The following is an 18,358-nucleotide window of genomic DNA, read 5'->3' as shown; positions in this document are numbered from 1 at the left end:
CCAGGGAGAAAGCACCCCACCAAGCCCCACCCCTCCCTCCCGCCGGGCGAACTCACTCGGCAGAGTGAATATGCCCAACTCGGCTGGATTTCGGGTCGGTTGAGTGCCCTACGATCAGCGCGACAAGGCACCACCCCAGACATGCGACGGCCCTCGCCGGGACTGGCATCCCAGTGCGAGGGCCTGACCACCGAGGAAGAGAACGACTTCCCGATGGACATCGAAAATCCTAGTGCGCCCTCGCGCGCCCAGTCCCGTATCCCGGGCAAAAACCACCCCCACGCGCGACCGCACTCCGGCGTGGTCCACGACAACGTCCGCCACACCGAGAGCTTCACGGTGGTCGGCAACCACCTCGTCCAGCACGAGGAGTTGTCGCTGCTCGCCATCGGCTTGGCGTGCTACATCCAATCCGTCCGGCAGGGCACCGCCGTGGACATCAAGACGCTCGCCCGTCGCTTCCCCGAGGGCCCCACCCGCATCGCCGCCGCCCTGCGCGAGCTGGAGGCCCACGGCTATCTGAGCCGCGTCCAGGAGCGCACGCCCGCCGGTCACGTCGTCACCCGCACCGTCTCCCGCAACCGGCCCGGACACCGGACCGCTCCGACGGAGACCTCGGGCAGGCCAGCCCGCCGCCCGGCACCGGACAAGCCACCCCCTCGCAAGCGCCTGCCCGCCGTACCGCAGCCCGGGTACACCTCCCCCGCCCTTCTCCAGGCAGCCGTCGACGTCCTCGCCGGTCTCCGCCGCCGCGACCCCCGTCTCCTCCTGTCCGCCACCGACGCCGAGCACCTCGCCCCCGGCGTCGCCGCCTGGCTGGAGCGCGACGTCAGCCTCGGCGCCGTCAGCCGCGCACTGGCCGCGAACCTGCCGCTGGAGCCCCTGATCCGCCCGGCCGCCTTCCTCGCCCACCGGCTGACCGCGCAGCTCCCACCCCTGCCACCGCCCCGGCCCCCGGCGCCACCGGTACCGGAGCCCAGACACCCCTTCCAGACCTGCGACGGCTGCACCCGCGTCTTCCGAGCCCCCGCCCCCGGCCGCTGCCGCGACTGCCGAGCCGACCTGCAGGAGACCGTATGAGCATGCGAGCCCTCACCGCTGTCGGCCCGGATACCCTGGCGGAGGTACTCCTGGACGACACCATGAGCGCACTGGCCGACCACGGACGCGAACTGATCCCGCGCCCCGAGCAGACCCCTGATGCCTTGCGCGCGGCTCTCGCTGTCGTGGCGCCGACCCGCCTGGAAGAGATGCAGGCCACGAAGGACGAGGCCTTCGCCAAGGCTGTCGAGTGGGAGTCCCTGAGTCCCGTACGGAGCTGGGAAATGACCGCCGTACTGGACGAAGCCATGAAGGCAGTACGCGGTTGAGGTGGAAGTGGGAGTACGTCTTCGGAGCGGAGGAAGCCGCCCGAACAGCATCCCCCGAATTCCTCGCCGGAGTGGCAAGCAGAGCAGATGAGCTCGTCAGAGCGGCCCGTCCGGGTTGTGGAGATCACGCGTCCCCCCGTGAATCTTCCGGGAGGTCGATGGTCTCCTCATCGGCAAGTGGGGGATATTGCCACGCCGCATACGTATGGTTTGCGCCATGGCAGTCCCTGAGGTCATAGCGATCGCCTACGAACCGCACGGCCGGACCGAAGCCATCGGGCGGTACTCGGACGGGCAGTTCCTGGGGTCGATCACCTACGCCTTTCCCAAAGGCTTCCGGCTCGACGCGGGCTGGGAAGAGCACAAACGGCTCTACTCCGTGCTGCACACCTTCGACGCCGAGGGCCGCTACCGCGACTCCGAGATCTGGTGTGCCGGTACCTGGGCCGAGGCACAGCAGAGCGGCGCCCCGGAGGGCACGAACCCGGTACTCGCCCGGGCCCGCGCCCATCTGGCGACGCGGCTGCGCAGCCTGCCCCGCCGCACCTACACCGACATCGCGATCCGGCCCTTCCAGCTCACCGTGGACGGTGTGCTGTTCGGCCTGGTGGCCGAGGAGGAGGACGGCGAGGCGTGGGCCGAGCTCTACCCGGACCACCTCGGCTTCGGCGCCCCCTGGGACGGCCGGTACGACACATGAGGACCCCTGCTACAGGACGCCGGCGCCCGTCGTCGTCGCCAGCGTCGTGGGCAGGTTCTTCGCCGCGGCCGCCGACTCCAGCGCCGACGTCAGCGTCGGCGTCCAGTTGACGCTCGTCTTCAGGTCCTTCGAGGACGCGGCGTTGTACGCGGCCACGAGGTCCGTCGTCGTGCCGTTGACCAGGTTGCCGCTGCCCTTGATCGCGCCCGTGCCGTCACCGGAGAGCAGCTTCGACACCTTCACGGAGGACGGCACCTTCCAGTAGTTGTTCGCGACGACCACCTGCGCCTTGGCGCGCGAATTGATGCTGTACTGCAGCGCGTAGCCGTTCAGCGGCGTGACGTCGTAGTAGTTGTTGTAGATGTCGACCTGGCCGACCCGGGCCAGCGGGGCGCGCTGGACTATCCCCTTGTAGACGTTGTGGTGGATCGAGACGCGCAGCTTGCCGCTCGGCTCGCTGTCGCTGCTGCCGATCAGCGTCGTCTTGTCGTGGTTGGTGAACTGGTTGCGGGAGACCGTCACCAGGTCGGAGCTCTTGGTGATGTCGAGCGCGCCGTCGTGGATCTGGTACTCGCGGCCGTAGTACTTCGGGTTCGCGGAGTCCAGGTGCGGCGCGTCCGTGAACGTGTTGTGGTCCGCCCAGACATGGGTCGCGCCGCGCAGCGTCACCGAGTCGTAGTTGGAGTTCCAGTTGCCGTCGTCGCCGTCGGTCGGGTCCCACTGCGGGAAGCAGTCCTCGGTGGCGGCGAAGGCGAGGTTGCGGACGATGACGTTGTCCACGTTCTGGATCTGGAGCATGCCGCCGGTGATGCCGGCCTTGGTGCCGGGCACGCCGACGATCGACGTGTTCGCGGGCACCTTGAACACGATCTGGGCCGCCTGCTTCTTCTGGGCGGCCGCGCGCGCCTTCTCCTGCGTGCCCGAGGGCAGCTTGGAGCGGCCGTACGTCGAGGGGTCGTACGCCTTGAGGTACGACGTGAGCGAGTAGCCCGTGCCCGACGCGTAGTCGGCGCAGCTCACCTTCTTGCCGGAGTCGTCGGTGTTGGCGTCGATCGTGCCCTTGACCTTGATGATCCGCGGGGTGGTGTCGGAGGCCGAGCCCAGCGCCTTCACGAGCTGCGCGCGCGTGGAGACGGTGAAGGTGTGCGCCGAGTCGGCCTTCGTGCCACCGGTCGTCCCCGAACCGGAGGACGCCCAGCCGTCCTTGGCGGCGAGCGTCTGGTGATACAGGTCTACGGTGCCGGCGTTCGCGTTCATCACGAAGTACGAGGCACCGAGCCCGGCGGCGGCCACGGCGGCGGCGGAGACGAGGACGCGGCGCTTGCGGAGGGACCGGCGGTGCGAGGGGGATGCCACAGGGGGAGTCCTTACGAATCTGTACGACTGGAGCGGTGGGTGAAGCACCCGTGAAGGTGCTTACGACCCCTCAGTTGCCGCTGGTCCGCGAAGGGTTGCCCATGAGATCGACTTGTCCGAGGGCCCTGTTAAAGTCCGCTCACTTGTGCGAGGGCGGGGGTCCCTCGCAGGGAGGGACACTCACGTGGGCAGATACGCCCTGTCGCGCCGCCGTCTGGCGGTCGCGATCTCCTCGGTGGCACTGACCCTGGCGGGCGGTGCCGTCCTGCCGACGACCGCCGTGGCGGCCCCGGCCGTCCCCTGGACCACGGCCACCGCCGTCACCGGCACCGACGTCTCCACCTCGGTGAAGGACCTCGTCACCGCCGCCGACGGCTCGGCCGTCGCGGTGTGGAACCAGTTCGCGAGCGCCGGCAGCGCCGAGCGCACGCTGTACGCCGCCGTACGGCCCGCCGGCGGCGACACCTGGGGCACCCCGACGGCGCTCACCACCACCCCGGACGAGGGCGGCGCCGTACAGCTGCACGCCTCGGCCGACGGCACGGTCACCGCGCTGTGGACGGAGTATCCGGACGCCACCGCACCCGGTTCCGGGCCCTTCGACAGCCGGGTCGTCAGCTCCGTGCTCGCCGCGGACCACACGGCCTGGTCCACGCCGGTCGAGCTGGCCGGGACCGACGCCAACTGGGGCGACGGCGGCGTCGACCTCGCCGAGGCCCCCGACGGAACGCTCACCGCGGTGTGGGGCGCCAAGTCGTCGAACTCCAGCGCCCCGTGGGAGGTCCGCACGGCCACCCGCGCCGCCGACGGCACCTGGTCCGCGCCCGTCCGGCTCAGCGACGCGGCCGCGGAGGGCGCCGACGCCGCCTACGAGCCGAGCGTCACCGTCACCGCCGACGGCACCACCGTCGTCGTGTACAAGCAGACGGACGGCCCGTCCGCCTCGGTGCGTACGGTCACCCGCGCGGCCGGGGCCACCGCGTGGAGCAGCCCCTCCGCCGCGAGCCCGAGCTACCAGTCGATCAGCAACCCCGAGGCGAGCGCCGACCCCGACGGTTCCGTGACCGTCGCCTACCTGGGCACCGACGAGTCCGAGGACCAGAGCCTGTTCACCGCCACCCGCGGCGCCGACGGCACCTGGGCCGCGCCCGAGACGGTGACCGCCGTCGACAACCTCGCCGACACCCCCGAACCGCTCGTCGCCCCGGACGGCGACGTCACCCTCGTCTGGGTCGACTACACCTCGACGTTCAGCACCCGCACCGCCACCCGCGAGGCCGACACCGGCACCTGGTCGGCGCCGCAGACGCTGTCGACGTCGTACGTGCCGGAGGCCTGGGACGCCGCCATCGGCGCGGACGGCACGGTGCACGCGCTGTGGCCGCAGGACGTCGGCGGCGAGCGGGCGCTGGTGGAGTCCGTGCGCAGCGACGGCCGGTGGAGTGCCCCGGCGGAGCTGCCGGGCTCGTCGTTCGCCTACGTCCTCGGCCAGGTCAGCGTCGGTGCGGACGGCGAGGCCTCCGCCGTCTTCTCGGGCGCCACCAGCTCCGGCGCCAACTGGCGGCTGTTCGGCAGCCGTACGGCCTGGCCCGCCCTCGCCGTCGGCACCTCCTCGGTCCCGGCGTCCGCCCCGCTCAAGGGCACCACCGCCGCCAGCACCGCCTGGGCGCCCACCTGGACACTGAGCCGACCCACCTCGTCCTGGTCGCTGGCCCTCACGGACCGGGCCGGCCGGACCGTCCGCACGCTCACCGGCACGGCCGCCGACCTCAAGGTCGCCGCGAGCTGGAACGGCCGTACGGCATCCGGGGGTTACGCCCCCAACGGCCCGCTGGCCTGGACCCTGCACGCCACCCAGGAGGGCGCGGCTTCGGCCGTGAAGCTGGCCTCCGGCACGGTCACCGTCACCGGCGGCGCGGCCGTCGCCCGGGACTTCGGCGGCGCCTCGGCCACCCCGGACGGCACCGGGGACCTCCTCACCCTCAACTCGTCCGGCGCCCTGACCTTCCAACTGGGCACGGGGAAGGGGGCGTTCTCCGGGAAGGTGAGCGGCAGCGGGTGGCCGACGTCCGTCAAGGCGATCCCGTTCGGGGACCTGAGCGGGGATCGCTGCAATGACGTGCTGGTGCGGTTGAGCAGCGGGGCGCTTCGGCTGTACAAGCCGGGGTGCGGGGCCGCGGTGAAGCCGTCGACGTCGTACACGACGCTCTCCACGGGCGGTTGGAACCAGTACGACGTGCTGACCGCGCCCGGTGACGTGACCAAGGACGGGCGTCCGGATCTGATCGCGCGCAACAGCTCCACCGGTGCGGTGTACCTGTACAAGGGGACGTCGGCGGGGAAGCTGTCGGCGCGGGTGAAGCTGTACGACAACTGGAAGACGTACAAGAAGGTCGTCGGGGTCGGGGACCTGAACGGTGACGGCATCGGCGATCTGGTCGCGCAGGACAAGGCGAACAACCTGTACCGGTACTACGGCAAGGGCAACGGGACGTTCGGGGCGCGGGTGAAGGTGTTCGGTGCGTGGGGTGGGTCGTACAACGTGATCGTCGGTGTCGGGGACATCACCGGGGACGGTCGGGCGGACCTCGTGTCGAGGGACAGTGCGGGTGTCCTCTGGCGCAACAGCGGTGACGGCAAGGGGTCGTTCGGCGGCCGCGTGAAGATCGCCACCGGCTTCCAGGGCTACAAGTCCGTGTCGTGACCTCCCGGCGGGCCGAAGCCTCCTTCCGGGGCCTCGCCCGCCGTGACCGTGGCGATCTTCTCGGCGGAGCCCAGCTCGCCCGGTTCCGCGAGGCCGCCGGTGGTTCCGCCGGAGACGCTGCCGCCCGCGTACACCGTGTACGTGGCGCCCTTCTCGATCTCCTCGCCCGAGTAGACGACGTTCTGGATGGTCTTCGAGGTGACGTACGAGGCGACGACCTCGCCGGCCGCGGAGACGATGTGCAGGGTCGTGCCCGCGTCTACGGAGGAGTCGAGGGTCGCCGAGAGCCAGCCCTGCGCGGACTCGGTGTCCGGTGCCACGACCATGCCCGCGCTGCCGGACGCCAGCAGCAGGCCGCCGCTGACCGTGAAACTTCCGTTCACGTCGAGGGCTCCATTGCCGCCCCGCTGGGGTCCGTTGACGACGACGGTGCCGCCCGTGATCTCGGCGGTGCCGTTGGAGTCGAAGCCGTCGCCCTCGGCGTTCACGACGAGCGTGCCGCCGGTGACACGGGCCGTGTAGTCTCCGGCACCCTCGCCACCGCCGCCCGGGCCGCCGCCGGGACCACGGCCCTGACCTCCCGAACTCCCCTCGCTGCCCGACGCGTTGACCCCGTCGTCGTTCGACGTGACCGTCGCGCTCCCGCCCCGCACCAGGATGTCCTTGCCCTCCAGCCCCTCGTTGGACGTCGTGATCTCCAACTCGCCCTTGCTGACGACGAGATCGCCCTCCGCGTGCACCCCGTCGTCCCCGGCCGCGAGGGTGACGTCCGCCCCGTTGAAGTGGACGGCCGCAGCCGTGTGCACGGCGTCCGCGGCGGCCTCGACACCGACCGTCCCGCCCTCCAGTACGGCGATCACCCCGGCCTTGAGCCCGTGCGCGGAGGAGTCGTCACCCGCACTCACCTTGCTGACGACCCCCAGCACACCCCCCGTCACCACCAGGTCCGTCGCCGCGTCCACCCCGTCGCCCCCGCTGGTCACCTTCACCGTGCCGCCGCGCACCGCGAGGTAACCGGCGTCCGCCTCCTCGGAGTTGTCGGACTTCAGCCCGTCGCCGCCCGAAGTGACGGTGATCCTCCCGCCGTTCACGACGAGATAGTCCTTGCCGCGGATGCCGTCGTCGGCGGCCTCGACGGAGACGGAACCGGAGTCGACGACCAGCCCGTCACCGCTCGCGATGCCGTCGCCCGCACCGGCGTGCACGGCGAGCGAGCCGCCGCCCGTGATCGTGAGGTCACCCGCACTGTCCACGCCCTCTCCCGAAGAGGTGACCGTGTTCGCGCTCCCGTCGGCCAGCACGACCGTCAGCTCGTCGACCTCGGCCGCCTCGATCGCCGGGCCCGAGGACGCCGTGATGTCGACGCCGTCCAGGATCAACGTCACCTTGCCTTCAGGGACGTTGACCACGACCCGCCCGTCGGTGAGCTCGCCGCTGAGCCGGTAGATGCCCTCCTTCGTCACCGTCACCGAGTCGCCGTCGAGCGCGATGTCCCGCACGTCGCCCTCGTCCCAGGTCTCGGCGGTGTGCGTCTCCTTGTCGTCGGCGAGGACGGCCGCGGCGCTCACCGCGCCCTCCACGGCCGTGGCCGACGAACTCCCGCCGGACGCACCGGAATCGGAGGAGTCGGAGGAGGACGTGCACCCGGCGAGCGCGGCCGCCACCACGACCAGCGTGCCAACGGCCTTCAAACGGACGGTTCTCATACGGGACTCCCGTCGAGCGCGGTCGGAAAGTGGCGCCGCAGCACCGGCAGCCACCGGTGCGCGGGCAGTTCGGGCCGGAGCGCGGCGAGACCCGTGCCGTACTTCGACACCGGGCACGGCCGGTGCTTCAGCGACCACATCAGCCGGTCCGCGGCACACCCCGCCCGCCCCGCCTTGGTCTCCACGACCGCCCGGTCGTTGGTGCGCAGGGCCGCGCTGCCGTCCGGCAGGCTCCAGGTGAGCGCGGTGTCGACGGTCAGGCGGCTCGCGGTGGCGGGGAGGAAGAGGGTGCTGCGCCGGTAGGTCGTGCGCAGGGTCGGCACGAAGCGCAGGCCGGTGGCGTCGATGCCGGCCCCGGCGAGTACGGCGTCCGCGAACGCCCGCGCGTCGCCGTCGAGTTGGCCCACCTCACCGCCGTAGGGCATCCGGTGCTTGATCGTCGTACCCCGTGGGCCGCGGGTCTTGACCTCGACGAAGTGCTCGTCGGAGTCGAGGTAGGTGCGGATGCGGAGCTTGAAGCGTCTGCGGCGACGGCGGGCGGCGCCCAGGTAGCCGTGCAGCTCGGGGGTGTCGAAGTACAGCGAGCGGTAGCCGAACTGCCGCTCGCCGTCGATCTCCAGGACCTGTACGTCCTCCTCCAGACCGCCGAAGACGAAGGGCAGGTCGGCGACCGGGACGACGTACTTGCGGTCGAAGCGGGTCAACAGCTCGGCGCGGGCCACGAGTTCGCCGAGGCCGATGGGCGCGAGGGTGCCGACGGCCGTGCCGAGGGAGTCCAGCGCGGTCACACCCGCACCTCCCGGCCCGCTCGCGCGTCGACGGGGACGACGTAGCGGACCTCCACCAGGGTCGTGTCGTTGACGAGGTCGATGGTCTGCACCGAGAGGTTCACCACCCGTCCGCCGAGCAGGACTTCGAGGTGGGCGCGGAGCGCGTCCTCGTCGGTGTGGGCGGAGTCGAGGCGCAGGGTGCGCTGGCGGTGGCGGGGGAAGAGCCGGGGGTGGTCGCCGACGTAGAGGGCGGCGAGGACCAGGAGGGTCAGGCTCACGGTGAGCGGGCCGGCCTCGGCGGGGAGGCCGCTCAGCAGGCCGACGGCGAGGGCGGAGAAGTAGTAGGCGATCTCGTGCTGGGCGATCTCGTGGGACCGCAGCCGGATGATCGACAGCACCCCGAACAGGCCCATCCCCAGGCCGATCCCGACCGACGCCGAGCTGAGCGTCATCGCCACGGCGAGCACACCGACGTTCACCCCGAGGAAGGCCGCGACCAGGTCCCGGCGGTGGTGGCGGGGGAAGTACACGGCGAAGGCGAGGACGGTGACGGCGGCGAGGTCGCAGCCGACAAGTACCAGCTGGTGGAGGGCGGTTGAGGTCATGGCTACGACAGTCCGGCAGCCGCCTGTGAGACCTCTTTGACTTCCCTTAAAGGGAGTTGAGAAGTAAAGGATCAGTCACGAGGGTGAACCAGCGGTAAAGGAAGGCCGGTTCAGAAGATGCCGTCGAAGGGGCCGCCGAACGGGCCGCCGCCGTGCGGGTGGTGATGCAGACCGTCGAGGAGCGCGTCGGCGAGCAGCATCCCGCCCGCCCCCGCCGCGCCCGCCACCAGCGCCGTCTTCCACCACGGCGCGCTGTACCAGCCGCCGGGCACGCGGCGGCCGCCGACGACACCGCCCGGGTAGTAGTACGGCGTCGCCCCGCCCGGCCGGTCCGAGACGGCGTACGTGCGGTCCTCGACCGTGACCCGGCCGTCCCGCGCGGTGACGGTCGCCGTGCCGAGGTCGGGCAGGGCGGGGCCGGGGTCGAGACCGAGGGCGGTGCGGGCGCCGCGGACGTAGTAGAGGCCCTCCACGGCGGTCTGGGTGACCAGCGCGCACTGCGCGGGGGTGTGGGCGGCGAGGAGCTGGCCCTGCGCGGCGCGGTAGCGCTCGTCGGCGTCGGCGAGCGCCTGCGCGGCGGCCTTGTCGCCGTCCGCGACCGCGCCGGACAGGGTCGACAGGCTCCCGCCCAGCCGCTCGACCCAGCGCTCGGCCTCGGCGCGGGCGTCGAAGTCGCCGGTGTCGGTGTCGGTGTCGGTGGGACCGGAAGGCCCCCGCCGCTGCGTGACCACCGCGGCCGCCGCTCCGACTATCAGCACCACCGCCAGCAGCACCATGAACCCCATCGCTTCCTCCAGCGTCTCAGCAGGTCAACCGACCCTCATGACCTCCATGAGACGCCTTCGCGCTGTGCGGGCCCCTCGGGGAACCTGTGCGGCCCCCATGGAATCCCCATGCCCGCCGATCACCGTTCCTTTACCTGCCTATAAGGTTTGCTGACTTATAGGACTCAGGCTCATCCGCATACGAATGGACCCACAGTTGGGCAGACACGCCCCGAGACGGGCCGGCCGCGCCACGCTCGTCTCCGCACTGGCCGTGGCGCTGGCGGCCGGCTTCCTCACCCTGTTCTCCGGCAACGGGAACTCCGGCGCACAAGCGGCCACCACGACCGCCGCCACCACCGAGATCCTCCTGGACGACCCGAACACCGAGACCCGGCGCACCGACCAGCTGCTCGCCGCGGGCGGGACCGGCTTCCTGCACCGGCAGGGAAGGGTCGCGGGCCTGCTCTGGACCGACTACGACGACGGCACCACCGTCACCGTCGAGGGCCCGACCGGCGTCTACACACCGACCACCACCAGCTGCTACGACATCGCCGCGCGCTGCGCCTCGGGCGTCTTCGGACAGGCGCCGACACGGTCGCGCTGCCCCACCGCACCTACGGCGACCCGGTCACGCTCTGGAGCCCCGGCGGCGGCGCCCTGCGCACGGTCGACCTGAGCCAGTCCGCGGACCGCGTGGGCACATACGGCGAGACGACCGTGACCATCGAGAACGACGGCGTCGTGGACGGGCGGACGCTGGACGGCTACGTCCTGCACCTCGTCGACCTCGTCGACGGCGAGCAGCGCGACCGCGTGGTCACCGGCTACCCCGCCGACGGCACCTGGTCCTGGCACACCGGCCGCACCGGCGACACGGACGGCGCCCTGCTGGCCTACCGGGACCGCGACGCCAACGGCGCGTTCACGACGTACTCCGTCGGCTATCTCGACTTCGCCGAGGCCCGCTTCACCCGCGTCTTCAGCGGCCTGTCCGACGCCACGGTCCCGGAGCTGGTGCTCGGCGCGGACCGCGTCGGCTGGTACACCGAGGCGGCCGGGCTGCACCTCAAGCCGCGCGCCGACCTCGCCGCCGAGGAGACGGTCCCGGTGGCGGGTACGGAGAACAACGTCTCCCCCGATCCCGTGCCCGTCCTCGTGGGCGACTGGGCGGTCTTCACCAACGGCCCCGGCGTCAAGGCCGTCTCGCTGACCGACGGCACCACGAAGTCCCTGCTCACCATCGCCTCCGGCACCCCGGTGGCCACCCCCGGCGGTGACGCGCTCGTCGTCGGCGGCACCACCGCGGCCGACTGGTGGGTGCAGCGGGTGAGCCCCGGCTCCGACGGGGTCCCGCGGCTGACGAAGCTGCTCAAGATCCCGCCGTACGAGAACGCCAAGACCGGTATCGCGCTCAGCCGCGGCAGCCTGCGGGTCGCCGAGGAGAACCCGAAGAGCACGATGGACACCACGTCCGTCCGTACGCTCACCACGGACGGCTCCGCCGTACTGACGGCGTCGGCCGCCACCGAGGGCGACGCGGTCCTGCCGGTGTGCCCGTACGCGGGCGCCGGCTGCTCGGCGCTGTGGGGCAACACCGGCACCCGGACCAGGGACGTCTACCTGGAGACCTTCGCCGACGTCGACGAGGGCGGCACCGGTCTGGAGAACGCCGACCGGCTGACCGCGATCCACGACGGCTCCTCCAACTACACGCTGTCCTACGGCACCACGGGCGGCGCGATCGTCGACGTCTCCGACGACTACGCGGTCTACAACTCGGGCGGCACCTCGCCCGCGCAGTACGTCGGCGAGTTCGGCTACAGCCAGATCCTCAAGCGCTCGGTGCGCGCGGCCGCCCTGAGCGGCTCGACGCTCTGGAGCGCGACCACCACCCCGGGCCGGCTGACCTCGTACAGCCTGGCCGAGCGGAAGACGCTCAGCACGGTCGACGTCCCGGACCTCGGCTGTGTGCCGAGCGAACTCCAGGCGGCGGGCCGCTGGGTGTACTGGTCGTGCGACGGCGCCTCGGCGGGCGTCTACGACACGAAGGCCGCCGTCTCCCGTGCCGTCCAGCCCGGTGACGTGCTGCTCGGCGACGGCTTCACCGTCCGCCACGACCACGAGGCCGACCGGCTGGTCCTGACGGACGCGACGACCGGCGCCACGCGCGTGGTCGCCTCCGGCCTGCCCGACTCCGGGCTCACCGTGGACCGCCGCTACCGGTGGACCGTCGACGAGTACACGGGCCTGGTCGGGTGGTTCGACACGTCCGAGCAGACGCACGTCGCCACGACCGGCATCACGCCGTCCGCGGTGACGGCGTTCCGCGCGGAGGCCGCGAGTCTCGTCGAGCCCGGCTCCTCGACGGCCTGGACCGGCGCGTGGCGGCTCTCCCGCCCGGTCACCTCCTGGTCGCTGACCTTCACCTCGGAGCAGAGCGGCGCGACCGGCCGGGCGACCCGCACGGTCACCGGCGGCGCGACACCGGCGCAGGTGCAGACGAACTGGAACGGCAAGACCGCGGCCGGAGTCCCCTTCCCCAACGGGGAGTTCACCTGGACCCTGAAGGCGACCGGCCTCGGCACCACGGCCCCGGTCACGGTCACCTCCGGCACCGGCTACCTGCTGCGGGGCTCCGCGGTCCACCGCGACTTCGACAGCCCCGACGGCCCGGACGGCCGCGGCGACCTGCTCACCCTCAACGGCTCGGGCGGCCTGACCTTCCACGCCGGCACCGGCACCGGCAGGTTCGGCGACAAGACCACCGGCTCGGGATGGCCTACGACGATCCGGGCGATCCCCTTCGGCGACCTGAACGGCGACCGCTGCAACGACGTCCTGGTCCGCCTCGCCAGTGGCGCCCTGCGCCTGTACAAGCCGGGCTGCGGGGCGGTCGTCAAGCCGTCGACGTCGTACACGACGCTCTCCACCGGCGGTTGGAACCAGTACGACGTACTGACCTCCCCCGGCGATGTGACCGGCGACGGCCGCCCGGACCTGGTCGCGCGGAACTCGTCCACCGGAACGGTCTACCTCTACAAGGGGACTTCGGCGGGCAAGCTCTCCGCGCGCGTGAAGCTCTACGACAACTGGAAGACGTACAAGAAGATCGTGGGCGTCGGCGACCTCAACGGCGACGGCATCGGCGATCTCCTCGCCCAGGACAAGGCGAACGACCTCTACCGGTACTACGGCAAGGGCAACGGCACGTTCGGGGCGCGGACGAAGCTCTTCTCCGCCTGGGGCGGCTCCTACAACGTCATCGTCGGCGTCGGCGACATCACCGACGACGGCCGGGCGGACCTCGTCTCGCGGGACAGCTCGGGTGTTCTCTGGCGCAACAGCGGTGACGGCAAGGGGTCGTTCGGCGGCCGCGCGAAGATCGCGACGGGCTTCCAGGGCTACAAGTCCGTTTCCTAGACAGGGGGTTCACATGGCGAGACGAAGATGGGGGCTGGCCGCCCTCGTGGTGGCCGGCCTGACCGTGGCGGGCATCACGCCCGCGTCGGCCGTCCACGGCGGTGTGCCGGGGGACTTCAACGGCGACGGGTACAGGGACGCCGTCCTGCCCGCGCCGGGGGCGAACGTCTCCGGCAAGGAGGCGGCGGGGGCGGTGGTCGTGCTGTACGGCTCGTCGTCCGGCCTGTCCGCGAGCCGTCGTAAGACGATCACGCAGAACACGGCGGGGGTGCCGGGGGCGGCGGAGAAGTGGGATGCCTTCGGTGCCGCCACGGCGACGGCCGACCTCAACCGCGACGGGTACGCCGACCTCGTGGTGGGGACACCGGACGAGGACACCCCGCAGGGCGCCGACGTCGGCCTGGTGACGGTCCTCTGGGGCAGCGCGAACGGACTGACGGGCGGGACGAACCTGCCTTCACTGGGTTCCGGTCCCCGCTACGGGCAGGACATCGCCGCGGTCAGCACCGGAAGGGACTCCAGGACCCGGCTGTCGATCGCCAGTCGTTTCGCAGCCGTGCACTTCCAGGGACCCTTCACCCGCGCCGGCGAGGTCGGCGGCGGCTACCTGGACACGAACACCGGCTCCGTGCTGTCCGTTACGCTCGGTGACTTCGACCAGGACGGCCAACCCGATCCGGCCGTCGCCACCGTCCGCGACGGTGACCTGACCGGGGGCCGGATCCACACCGGTCTGCCCCTCGTACAGGAACTCCGCGGGAACGGGCTCATCACCGCCGCGGGCGACATCAACGGCGACGGCTTCGCCGACCTCGCGGTGGGCGACCCCGACGAGCCCCGACAGGCCGGTGTCGACGGCGAGCCGGGCGGCCGTGTCCTCGTCTGGTACGGCTCGGCGAGCGGCATCGCGACCGACGCCGAGCCTGTGGAGATCACGCAGAACACCGCGGGCGTACCCGGCGCGAGCGAGAAGCACGACGCCTTCGGCGGCGCGCTGGCCGTGGCCGACCTCAACCGGGACGGCCTCGCGGACATCGTCGTCGGATCGCCGTACGAGAACCTCGCGAAGAACCGCGCTGGCCATGTCACCGTGATCCCGGGCCGCGCCTCGGGCGCTCTCGGAACCGGCGCGTACACCTTCTCCCAGGACACCCCGGGCGTCCCGGGCGCCTCCGAGATCGACGACTTCTTCGGTACGACGGTCTCGGTGGGCGACGTGAACAAGGACGGCAAGCCGGATCTGTTCGTCGGCGCGTCCGGCGAGAACAACTTCGCCGGCGCGGTCTGGGTCCTCCCCGGCGGCTCGACCCGGCCGACCGCCACCGGCAGCAAGATGTTCACGGCCGCGGCCGTCGGCCTCACCCAGCAGAACGGCACGCTGCTGGGCGGCAACGGGCTCCTCTGGGTGATCTGAGGAGCCCGCCTCACGTCCGTCCGGACGCGACTACGACGTACCCTCGTTCGTCGCGTCCGGGTCGACGCCCAGCGTGAGGGAGCCGAGGACGCCCTTCGCGATGTTCTTCTTGTTGTACTTCAGCTTCAGCAGGCCGCCCGTGGTGCCGCTCTGGTCGTAGATCGTGTCCTCGGTGAGCGTGGTCCGCGTGGTGGTGCTGGTGGAGTACGGCTCGACCTCGGCGGAGGCGAGCACGGCCTCCTCGGCGAAGAACAGCTGGCCGGTGTGGCAGGTGGTGCCGCCCTCGTAACCGGCGTCCGTCCACTCGCCGTTGACATGCACCTTGGTGTGGATGTGCACGCAACGGCCCTGGTACCAGCCCGGGAAGATCGTCTTGAAGGTGACGAGCCCGTGCTTGTCCGTCTTCCAGGTGCCGCGCAGATAGCGGGTGTCGCTCGTCGGCTCCTCGTGCCCGCCGCCACCGCCGGTGCCGCCGGAGGGCGCCCCGGACGGCGGCTCGCCGGTGGGGGTGCCGGAGGGGGCGTCCGTGGGCGCGTCGGTGGGGGCGGTGCCGCCGCCCTGGGAGAAGCTCTCGTAGCCCGAGTAGAGACCGAGCGCGTCGCAGTGCCAGATGTCGACGGCCGCGTTACGCACCGGCTTGCAGGTCTCGGAGTCGATCACCTTGAGGGTGAGGGTCAGCGGGATGCCCTCCTTGTCCTCGGTGATGTCCCGGCGGATCTTGTCCGCGTCGATGTAGTAGGGACCCTCCGTCGTCTCCGAGGTCAGCTTGTAGCAGACCTCGGCGGCGGTGGAGGTGCCGCTCGCGGAGGCCGCCGTGCCCGTCTTCTCGCCCGCGAACGCGCCCGTGGCGAGAGCCGCGCCCCCGCCCACCGCGACGGCCGCGCCCGCTCCCGCCACGACGACCTTGCGCCGCGTCAGGTCCTTCTTGTGTTTCGGCTCGTGGGCCGTGTGCTGGTTGCCCTGCTGGTTTCCCGTCATGGACAGCGAAGGTAGGTAAGAAGACTGTCCTCAACGTGGGAGGGGACTGTGGCTTCCTGTGTCCTGCTTCAGGTCCGCCGTCGCCCGCGCGCCCCGCAGGTACTTCGCCGCGACCACCGCGAGCAGCGAGGCCGCCGTCAGGGTGTAGAGGCCGCCGTTGGTGCTGCCGGTGGTGTCCTTGAGATAGCCGAAGAGGAACGGCGAGACGAAACCGCCCAGGTTGCCGATGGAGTTGACCAGGGCGAGGCCGGGCGCCGCGATCCTCAGGTCGAGCCCGGCCTGGGCCATCGGCCAGAACAGGGTGGCCGCGCACTTCGAGCCGACACCGGCCAGCGTGATCGCCGCGAGGCCGAACCAGGGGTTGCCGAGGGTGGCGAGGTAGGTGCCGACGGCGGACAGGACGAGGGTGAGAGCGAGGTAAGGGCGGCGGTCCGGGGCGCGGTCGGTGAAGTGGCTCATCGAGTACATGGCGATCATCGAGCAGACCGCGGGGATCGCCGACAGGACACCGACCTCGAAGGAGGACAGCCCGCCGATCTCCTCGATCAGACTGGGCAGCCAGAAGGTGATCGCGTAGCCGGTGAGGGTCATCGAGAAGAACGCGCCGGTCAGCAGCAGGACCTGCGGGTGCACCAGCAGCCTGAGCCGGGAGACCCGCGGCGCCCGGCTGCGGACCTCCTCGTCCTTCGAGACGGCCGCGCGCAGGGCCGCCTTCTCGTCGGCGTCGAGCCAGCGCGCGTCCTCGATCCGGGAGACCAGGAAGAAGCCCGCGACGATGCCGACCAGCACCGAGAAGGTGCCCTCCAGGCCGAACATCCAGCGCCAGCCGGCGATCCCGCCCGCCCCGTGCAGTTCGAGCAGGGCGCCCGTGATCGGGCCGGTCACGATGCCGGCGGCCGCGGAGCCGCCCAGGAAGATCGCGGTGGCCCGGCCGCGGCTCGCGTCGGGAAGCCACTGGGTGATGTAGAGCATCGCGCCGGGGAAGAAGCCGGCCTCCGCGACACCGAGCAGGAAGCGCAGCGCGTAGAACATCGTCACGTTGTGGATGAAGCACATCGCCACGATCACCAGACCCCAGGTGATCATGATGCGGGTCAGCCAGACCCGGGCACCGAAGCGCTCCAGGAGCATGTTGCTGGGGACCTCGAAGAGGGCGTACCCGATGAAGAACAGCCCCGCGCCCAGCCCGTACGCGGTCGCGCTGACGCCGACGTCGGCCTGGAGGTCCTCCTGGATGAAGCCGATGTTGGTGCGGTCCAGGTTGTTGACCAGGAGCATCAGGACCAGCAGGGGCATCATGCGGCGCAGGAACTTGCCGACGGCGCGACTCTCGGCCTCGGGGACGAGGGGATCTGACATCGTTGTCTCCCTGACGTTCACATACATGACCACACGTCACGTACTTGAGCCCGGAGAACGCTACGGACGGCGACCGTCCGGGTCAATGGGCTGACGCATGGCCATATATGTGAACTATCAGTGAAGGGGAGCGCTACGAGCCGTCGTTCGTCGCCTCCGGATCCACGCCGACCGTGATCGAGCCGCGGACCCCCTTGCCGATGTTCGTCTTGCGGTACGTCAACTTCAGCAGACCGCCCGCGGTACCGCTGCCGTCATAGATCGTGTCCTCGTCGAGCGTGGTGCGCTCGGCGGCGTTCGAGGCGTACGGCTCCAGCTCCGCCGAGGCCAGCACGGACTCCTCGTCGAAGAAGAACTGGCCGGTGTGGCAGGCGTGTCCGCCCTCGTAACCGGCGTCCGTCCAGGTGCCGTCCACATGCACCTTGACATGGATGTGCACGCAGCGGCCGCGGTACCAGCCCGGGAAGACCGTCCTGAAGCCGACCCGGCCGTGCTTGTCGGTCTTCCAGGTGCCGCGCAGATAGCGGGTGTCGTCGGTGGGTTCCTGGTGGCCGCCGCCCGGGGGAGGGCCGGTGGGGGCGTCGGTCGGGGTGCCGGTCGGGGCGTCCGTCGGCGGCGGTTCCGTGGGGGCCGGTCCGCCGCCCCCGCCGTTGCCCATGTCCTCGTAACCGGAGTAGACGCCCACCGCGTCGCAGTGCCAGATGTCGACGGCCGCGTTCCTGATCGGCCGGCAGGTCTCGGCGTCGATCACCTTGAGGTCGAGAGCGAGCGGGATACCCTCCCGGTCCTCGGTGACATCCCGGCGGATCTTGTCCGCGTCGATGTAGTAGGGGCCCTCGACGGTCTCCGAGGTGAGCTTGTAGCAGGCCTCGCCCCCGGGTTCCGTACTTCCCTCGGGTGTTCTGTCCGTGGTCAGCGCCCCCGCGGCCCCGGTCCCCAGCCCCATTGCGGCGACCGCTCCCGCACCCACCGCGACGGCCTTGCGGCGCGTCAACTTCCCTGTGCTGTCGGTTTGTTGAGTGTCCGTCATGAACAGGGAACGTAAAGGTGAGAACCCTGGCAGGAACATCGGAATCAGCTGTGAAAACCAAAGTGGCTCGGAACCGACGCCGGTTCCACCCCGCGCACCGGCTCGCCGACGACCAGGACCTCGCCCTCGGACGGCTCCTCCAACCCGCTGACCAGCGTCAATGTCGTGGACTTGCC

General features: G+C 71.1%; 15 protein-coding genes and 1 pseudogene. 7 read left to right on the top strand and 9 right to left on the bottom strand.

Annotated features, from left to right (window positions below; genetic code table 11):
• Positions 1-213: 213 nt before the first annotated feature.
• The 3 genes from ABZ896_RS32855 to ABZ896_RS32845 all read left to right on the top strand — a co-directional run bounded on the left by ABZ896_RS32855 (position 214) and on the right by ABZ896_RS32845 (position 2,070).
• Positions 214-1,080: a helix-turn-helix domain-containing protein gene (locus ABZ896_RS32855; RefSeq protein ID WP_360937072.1), complete on the top strand. Its 867-nt coding sequence runs from the start codon at positions 214-216 to the stop codon at positions 1,078-1,080.
• The gene (locus ABZ896_RS32850) at positions 1,077-1,370 is read left to right on the top strand and encodes a hypothetical protein (RefSeq protein ID WP_360937040.1); all 294 of its coding nucleotides are present in this window, start codon (positions 1,077-1,079) and stop codon (positions 1,368-1,370) included. The genes ABZ896_RS32855 and ABZ896_RS32850 overlap by 4 nt, the downstream gene beginning before the upstream one ends.
• A 217-nt stretch (positions 1,371-1,587) precedes the next feature.
• Complete coding sequence (locus ABZ896_RS32845; RefSeq protein ID WP_360937038.1) at positions 1,588-2,070, top strand: hypothetical protein; 483 nt, start codon at positions 1,588-1,590, stop codon at positions 2,068-2,070.
• Between the two features lie 9 nt (positions 2,071-2,079).
• Here the strand turns inward: ABZ896_RS32845 and ABZ896_RS32840 are convergent, their stop codons facing one another.
• Positions 2,080-3,426, bottom strand: coding sequence for a polysaccharide lyase family 1 protein (locus ABZ896_RS32840; protein ID WP_360937036.1), 1,347 nt, complete (start codon positions 3,424-3,426; stop codon positions 2,080-2,082).
• A gap of 184 nt (positions 3,427-3,610) precedes the next feature.
• On the opposite strand from ABZ896_RS32840, the gene ABZ896_RS32835 reads away from it, so the two are divergent.
• Positions 3,611-6,130 (top strand): VCBS repeat-containing protein, encoded by a 2,520-nt coding sequence (locus ABZ896_RS32835; RefSeq protein ID WP_360937034.1) that lies wholly within the window; start codon positions 3,611-3,613, stop codon positions 6,128-6,130.
• Here ABZ896_RS32835 and ABZ896_RS32830 read toward each other — a convergent pair.
• The 4 genes from ABZ896_RS32830 to ABZ896_RS32815 all read right to left on the bottom strand — a co-directional run bounded on the left by ABZ896_RS32830 (position 6,112) and on the right by ABZ896_RS32815 (position 9,996).
• The gene (locus ABZ896_RS32830) at positions 6,112-7,836 is read right to left on the bottom strand and encodes a carbohydrate-binding domain-containing protein (RefSeq protein WP_360937032.1); all 1,725 of its coding nucleotides are present in this window, start codon (positions 7,834-7,836) and stop codon (positions 6,112-6,114) included. The genes ABZ896_RS32835 and ABZ896_RS32830 overlap by 19 nt on opposite strands.
• Positions 7,833-8,624: a polyphosphate polymerase domain-containing protein gene (locus tag ABZ896_RS32825; protein ID WP_360937030.1), complete on the bottom strand. Its 792-nt coding sequence runs from the start codon at positions 8,622-8,624 to the stop codon at positions 7,833-7,835. The genes ABZ896_RS32830 and ABZ896_RS32825 overlap by 4 nt, the downstream gene beginning before the upstream one ends.
• Positions 8,621-9,211: a DUF4956 domain-containing protein gene (locus ABZ896_RS32820; RefSeq protein WP_360937028.1), complete on the bottom strand. Its 591-nt coding sequence runs from the start codon at positions 9,209-9,211 to the stop codon at positions 8,621-8,623. The genes ABZ896_RS32825 and ABZ896_RS32820 overlap by 4 nt, the downstream gene beginning before the upstream one ends.
• Before the next feature lie 110 nt (positions 9,212-9,321).
• Positions 9,322-9,996 (bottom strand): hypothetical protein, encoded by a 675-nt coding sequence (locus ABZ896_RS32815; RefSeq protein WP_360937026.1) that lies wholly within the window; start codon positions 9,994-9,996, stop codon positions 9,322-9,324.
• Positions 9,997-10,192: 196 nt separating this feature from the next.
• Here ABZ896_RS32815 and ABZ896_RS32810 point away from each other — a divergent pair, with 196 nt between their 5' ends.
• Genes ABZ896_RS32810 through ABZ896_RS32800 form a run of 3 tightly spaced genes read left to right on the top strand, consistent with a single transcriptional unit; the run spans position 10,193 to position 14,815 of the window.
• Positions 10,193-10,657 (top strand): hypothetical protein, encoded by a 465-nt coding sequence (locus ABZ896_RS32810; protein WP_360937024.1) that lies wholly within the window; start codon positions 10,193-10,195, stop codon positions 10,655-10,657.
• 41 nt (positions 10,658-10,698) lie between these two features.
• Positions 10,699-13,401: an FG-GAP-like repeat-containing protein gene (locus ABZ896_RS32805; RefSeq protein ID WP_360937022.1), complete on the top strand. Its 2,703-nt coding sequence runs from the start codon at positions 10,699-10,701 to the stop codon at positions 13,399-13,401.
• Positions 13,402-13,414: 13 nt separating this feature from the next.
• Complete coding sequence (locus tag ABZ896_RS32800) at positions 13,415-14,815, top strand: VCBS repeat-containing protein (RefSeq protein WP_360937020.1); 1,401 nt, start codon at positions 13,415-13,417, stop codon at positions 14,813-14,815.
• A gap of 30 nt (positions 14,816-14,845) precedes the next feature.
• Here ABZ896_RS32800 and ABZ896_RS32795 read toward each other — a convergent pair whose 3' ends face one another.
• From ABZ896_RS32795 to ABZ896_RS32780, 4 genes and pseudogenes are all read right to left on the bottom strand, one after another.
• Complete coding sequence (locus ABZ896_RS32795; protein ID WP_360937018.1) at positions 14,846-15,793, bottom strand: intradiol ring-cleavage dioxygenase; 948 nt, start codon at positions 15,791-15,793, stop codon at positions 14,846-14,848.
• A 30-nt stretch (positions 15,794-15,823) separates the two neighbouring features.
• Positions 15,824-17,152: an MFS transporter gene (locus tag ABZ896_RS32790; protein WP_360937016.1), complete on the bottom strand. Its 1,329-nt coding sequence runs from the start codon at positions 17,150-17,152 to the stop codon at positions 15,824-15,826.
• Between the two features lie 133 nt (positions 17,153-17,285).
• Positions 17,286-18,182, bottom strand: coding sequence for an intradiol ring-cleavage dioxygenase (locus ABZ896_RS32785; RefSeq protein WP_360937014.1), 897 nt, complete (start codon positions 18,180-18,182; stop codon positions 17,286-17,288).
• Positions 18,183-18,268: 86 nt separating this feature from the next.
• Positions 18,269-18,358: pseudogene (locus ABZ896_RS32780) on the bottom strand (ABC transporter ATP-binding protein); the annotation flags it as partial.

Source organism: Streptomyces sp. NPDC047072, from assembly GCF_040643855.1.
In the GTDB taxonomy this organism is placed as follows: Bacteria; Actinomycetota; Actinomycetes; order Streptomycetales; family Streptomycetaceae; genus Streptomyces.
The sequence above is the reverse complement of the archived record's forward strand: the minus strand, read 5'-3'. Positions and strand labels throughout refer to the sequence as shown.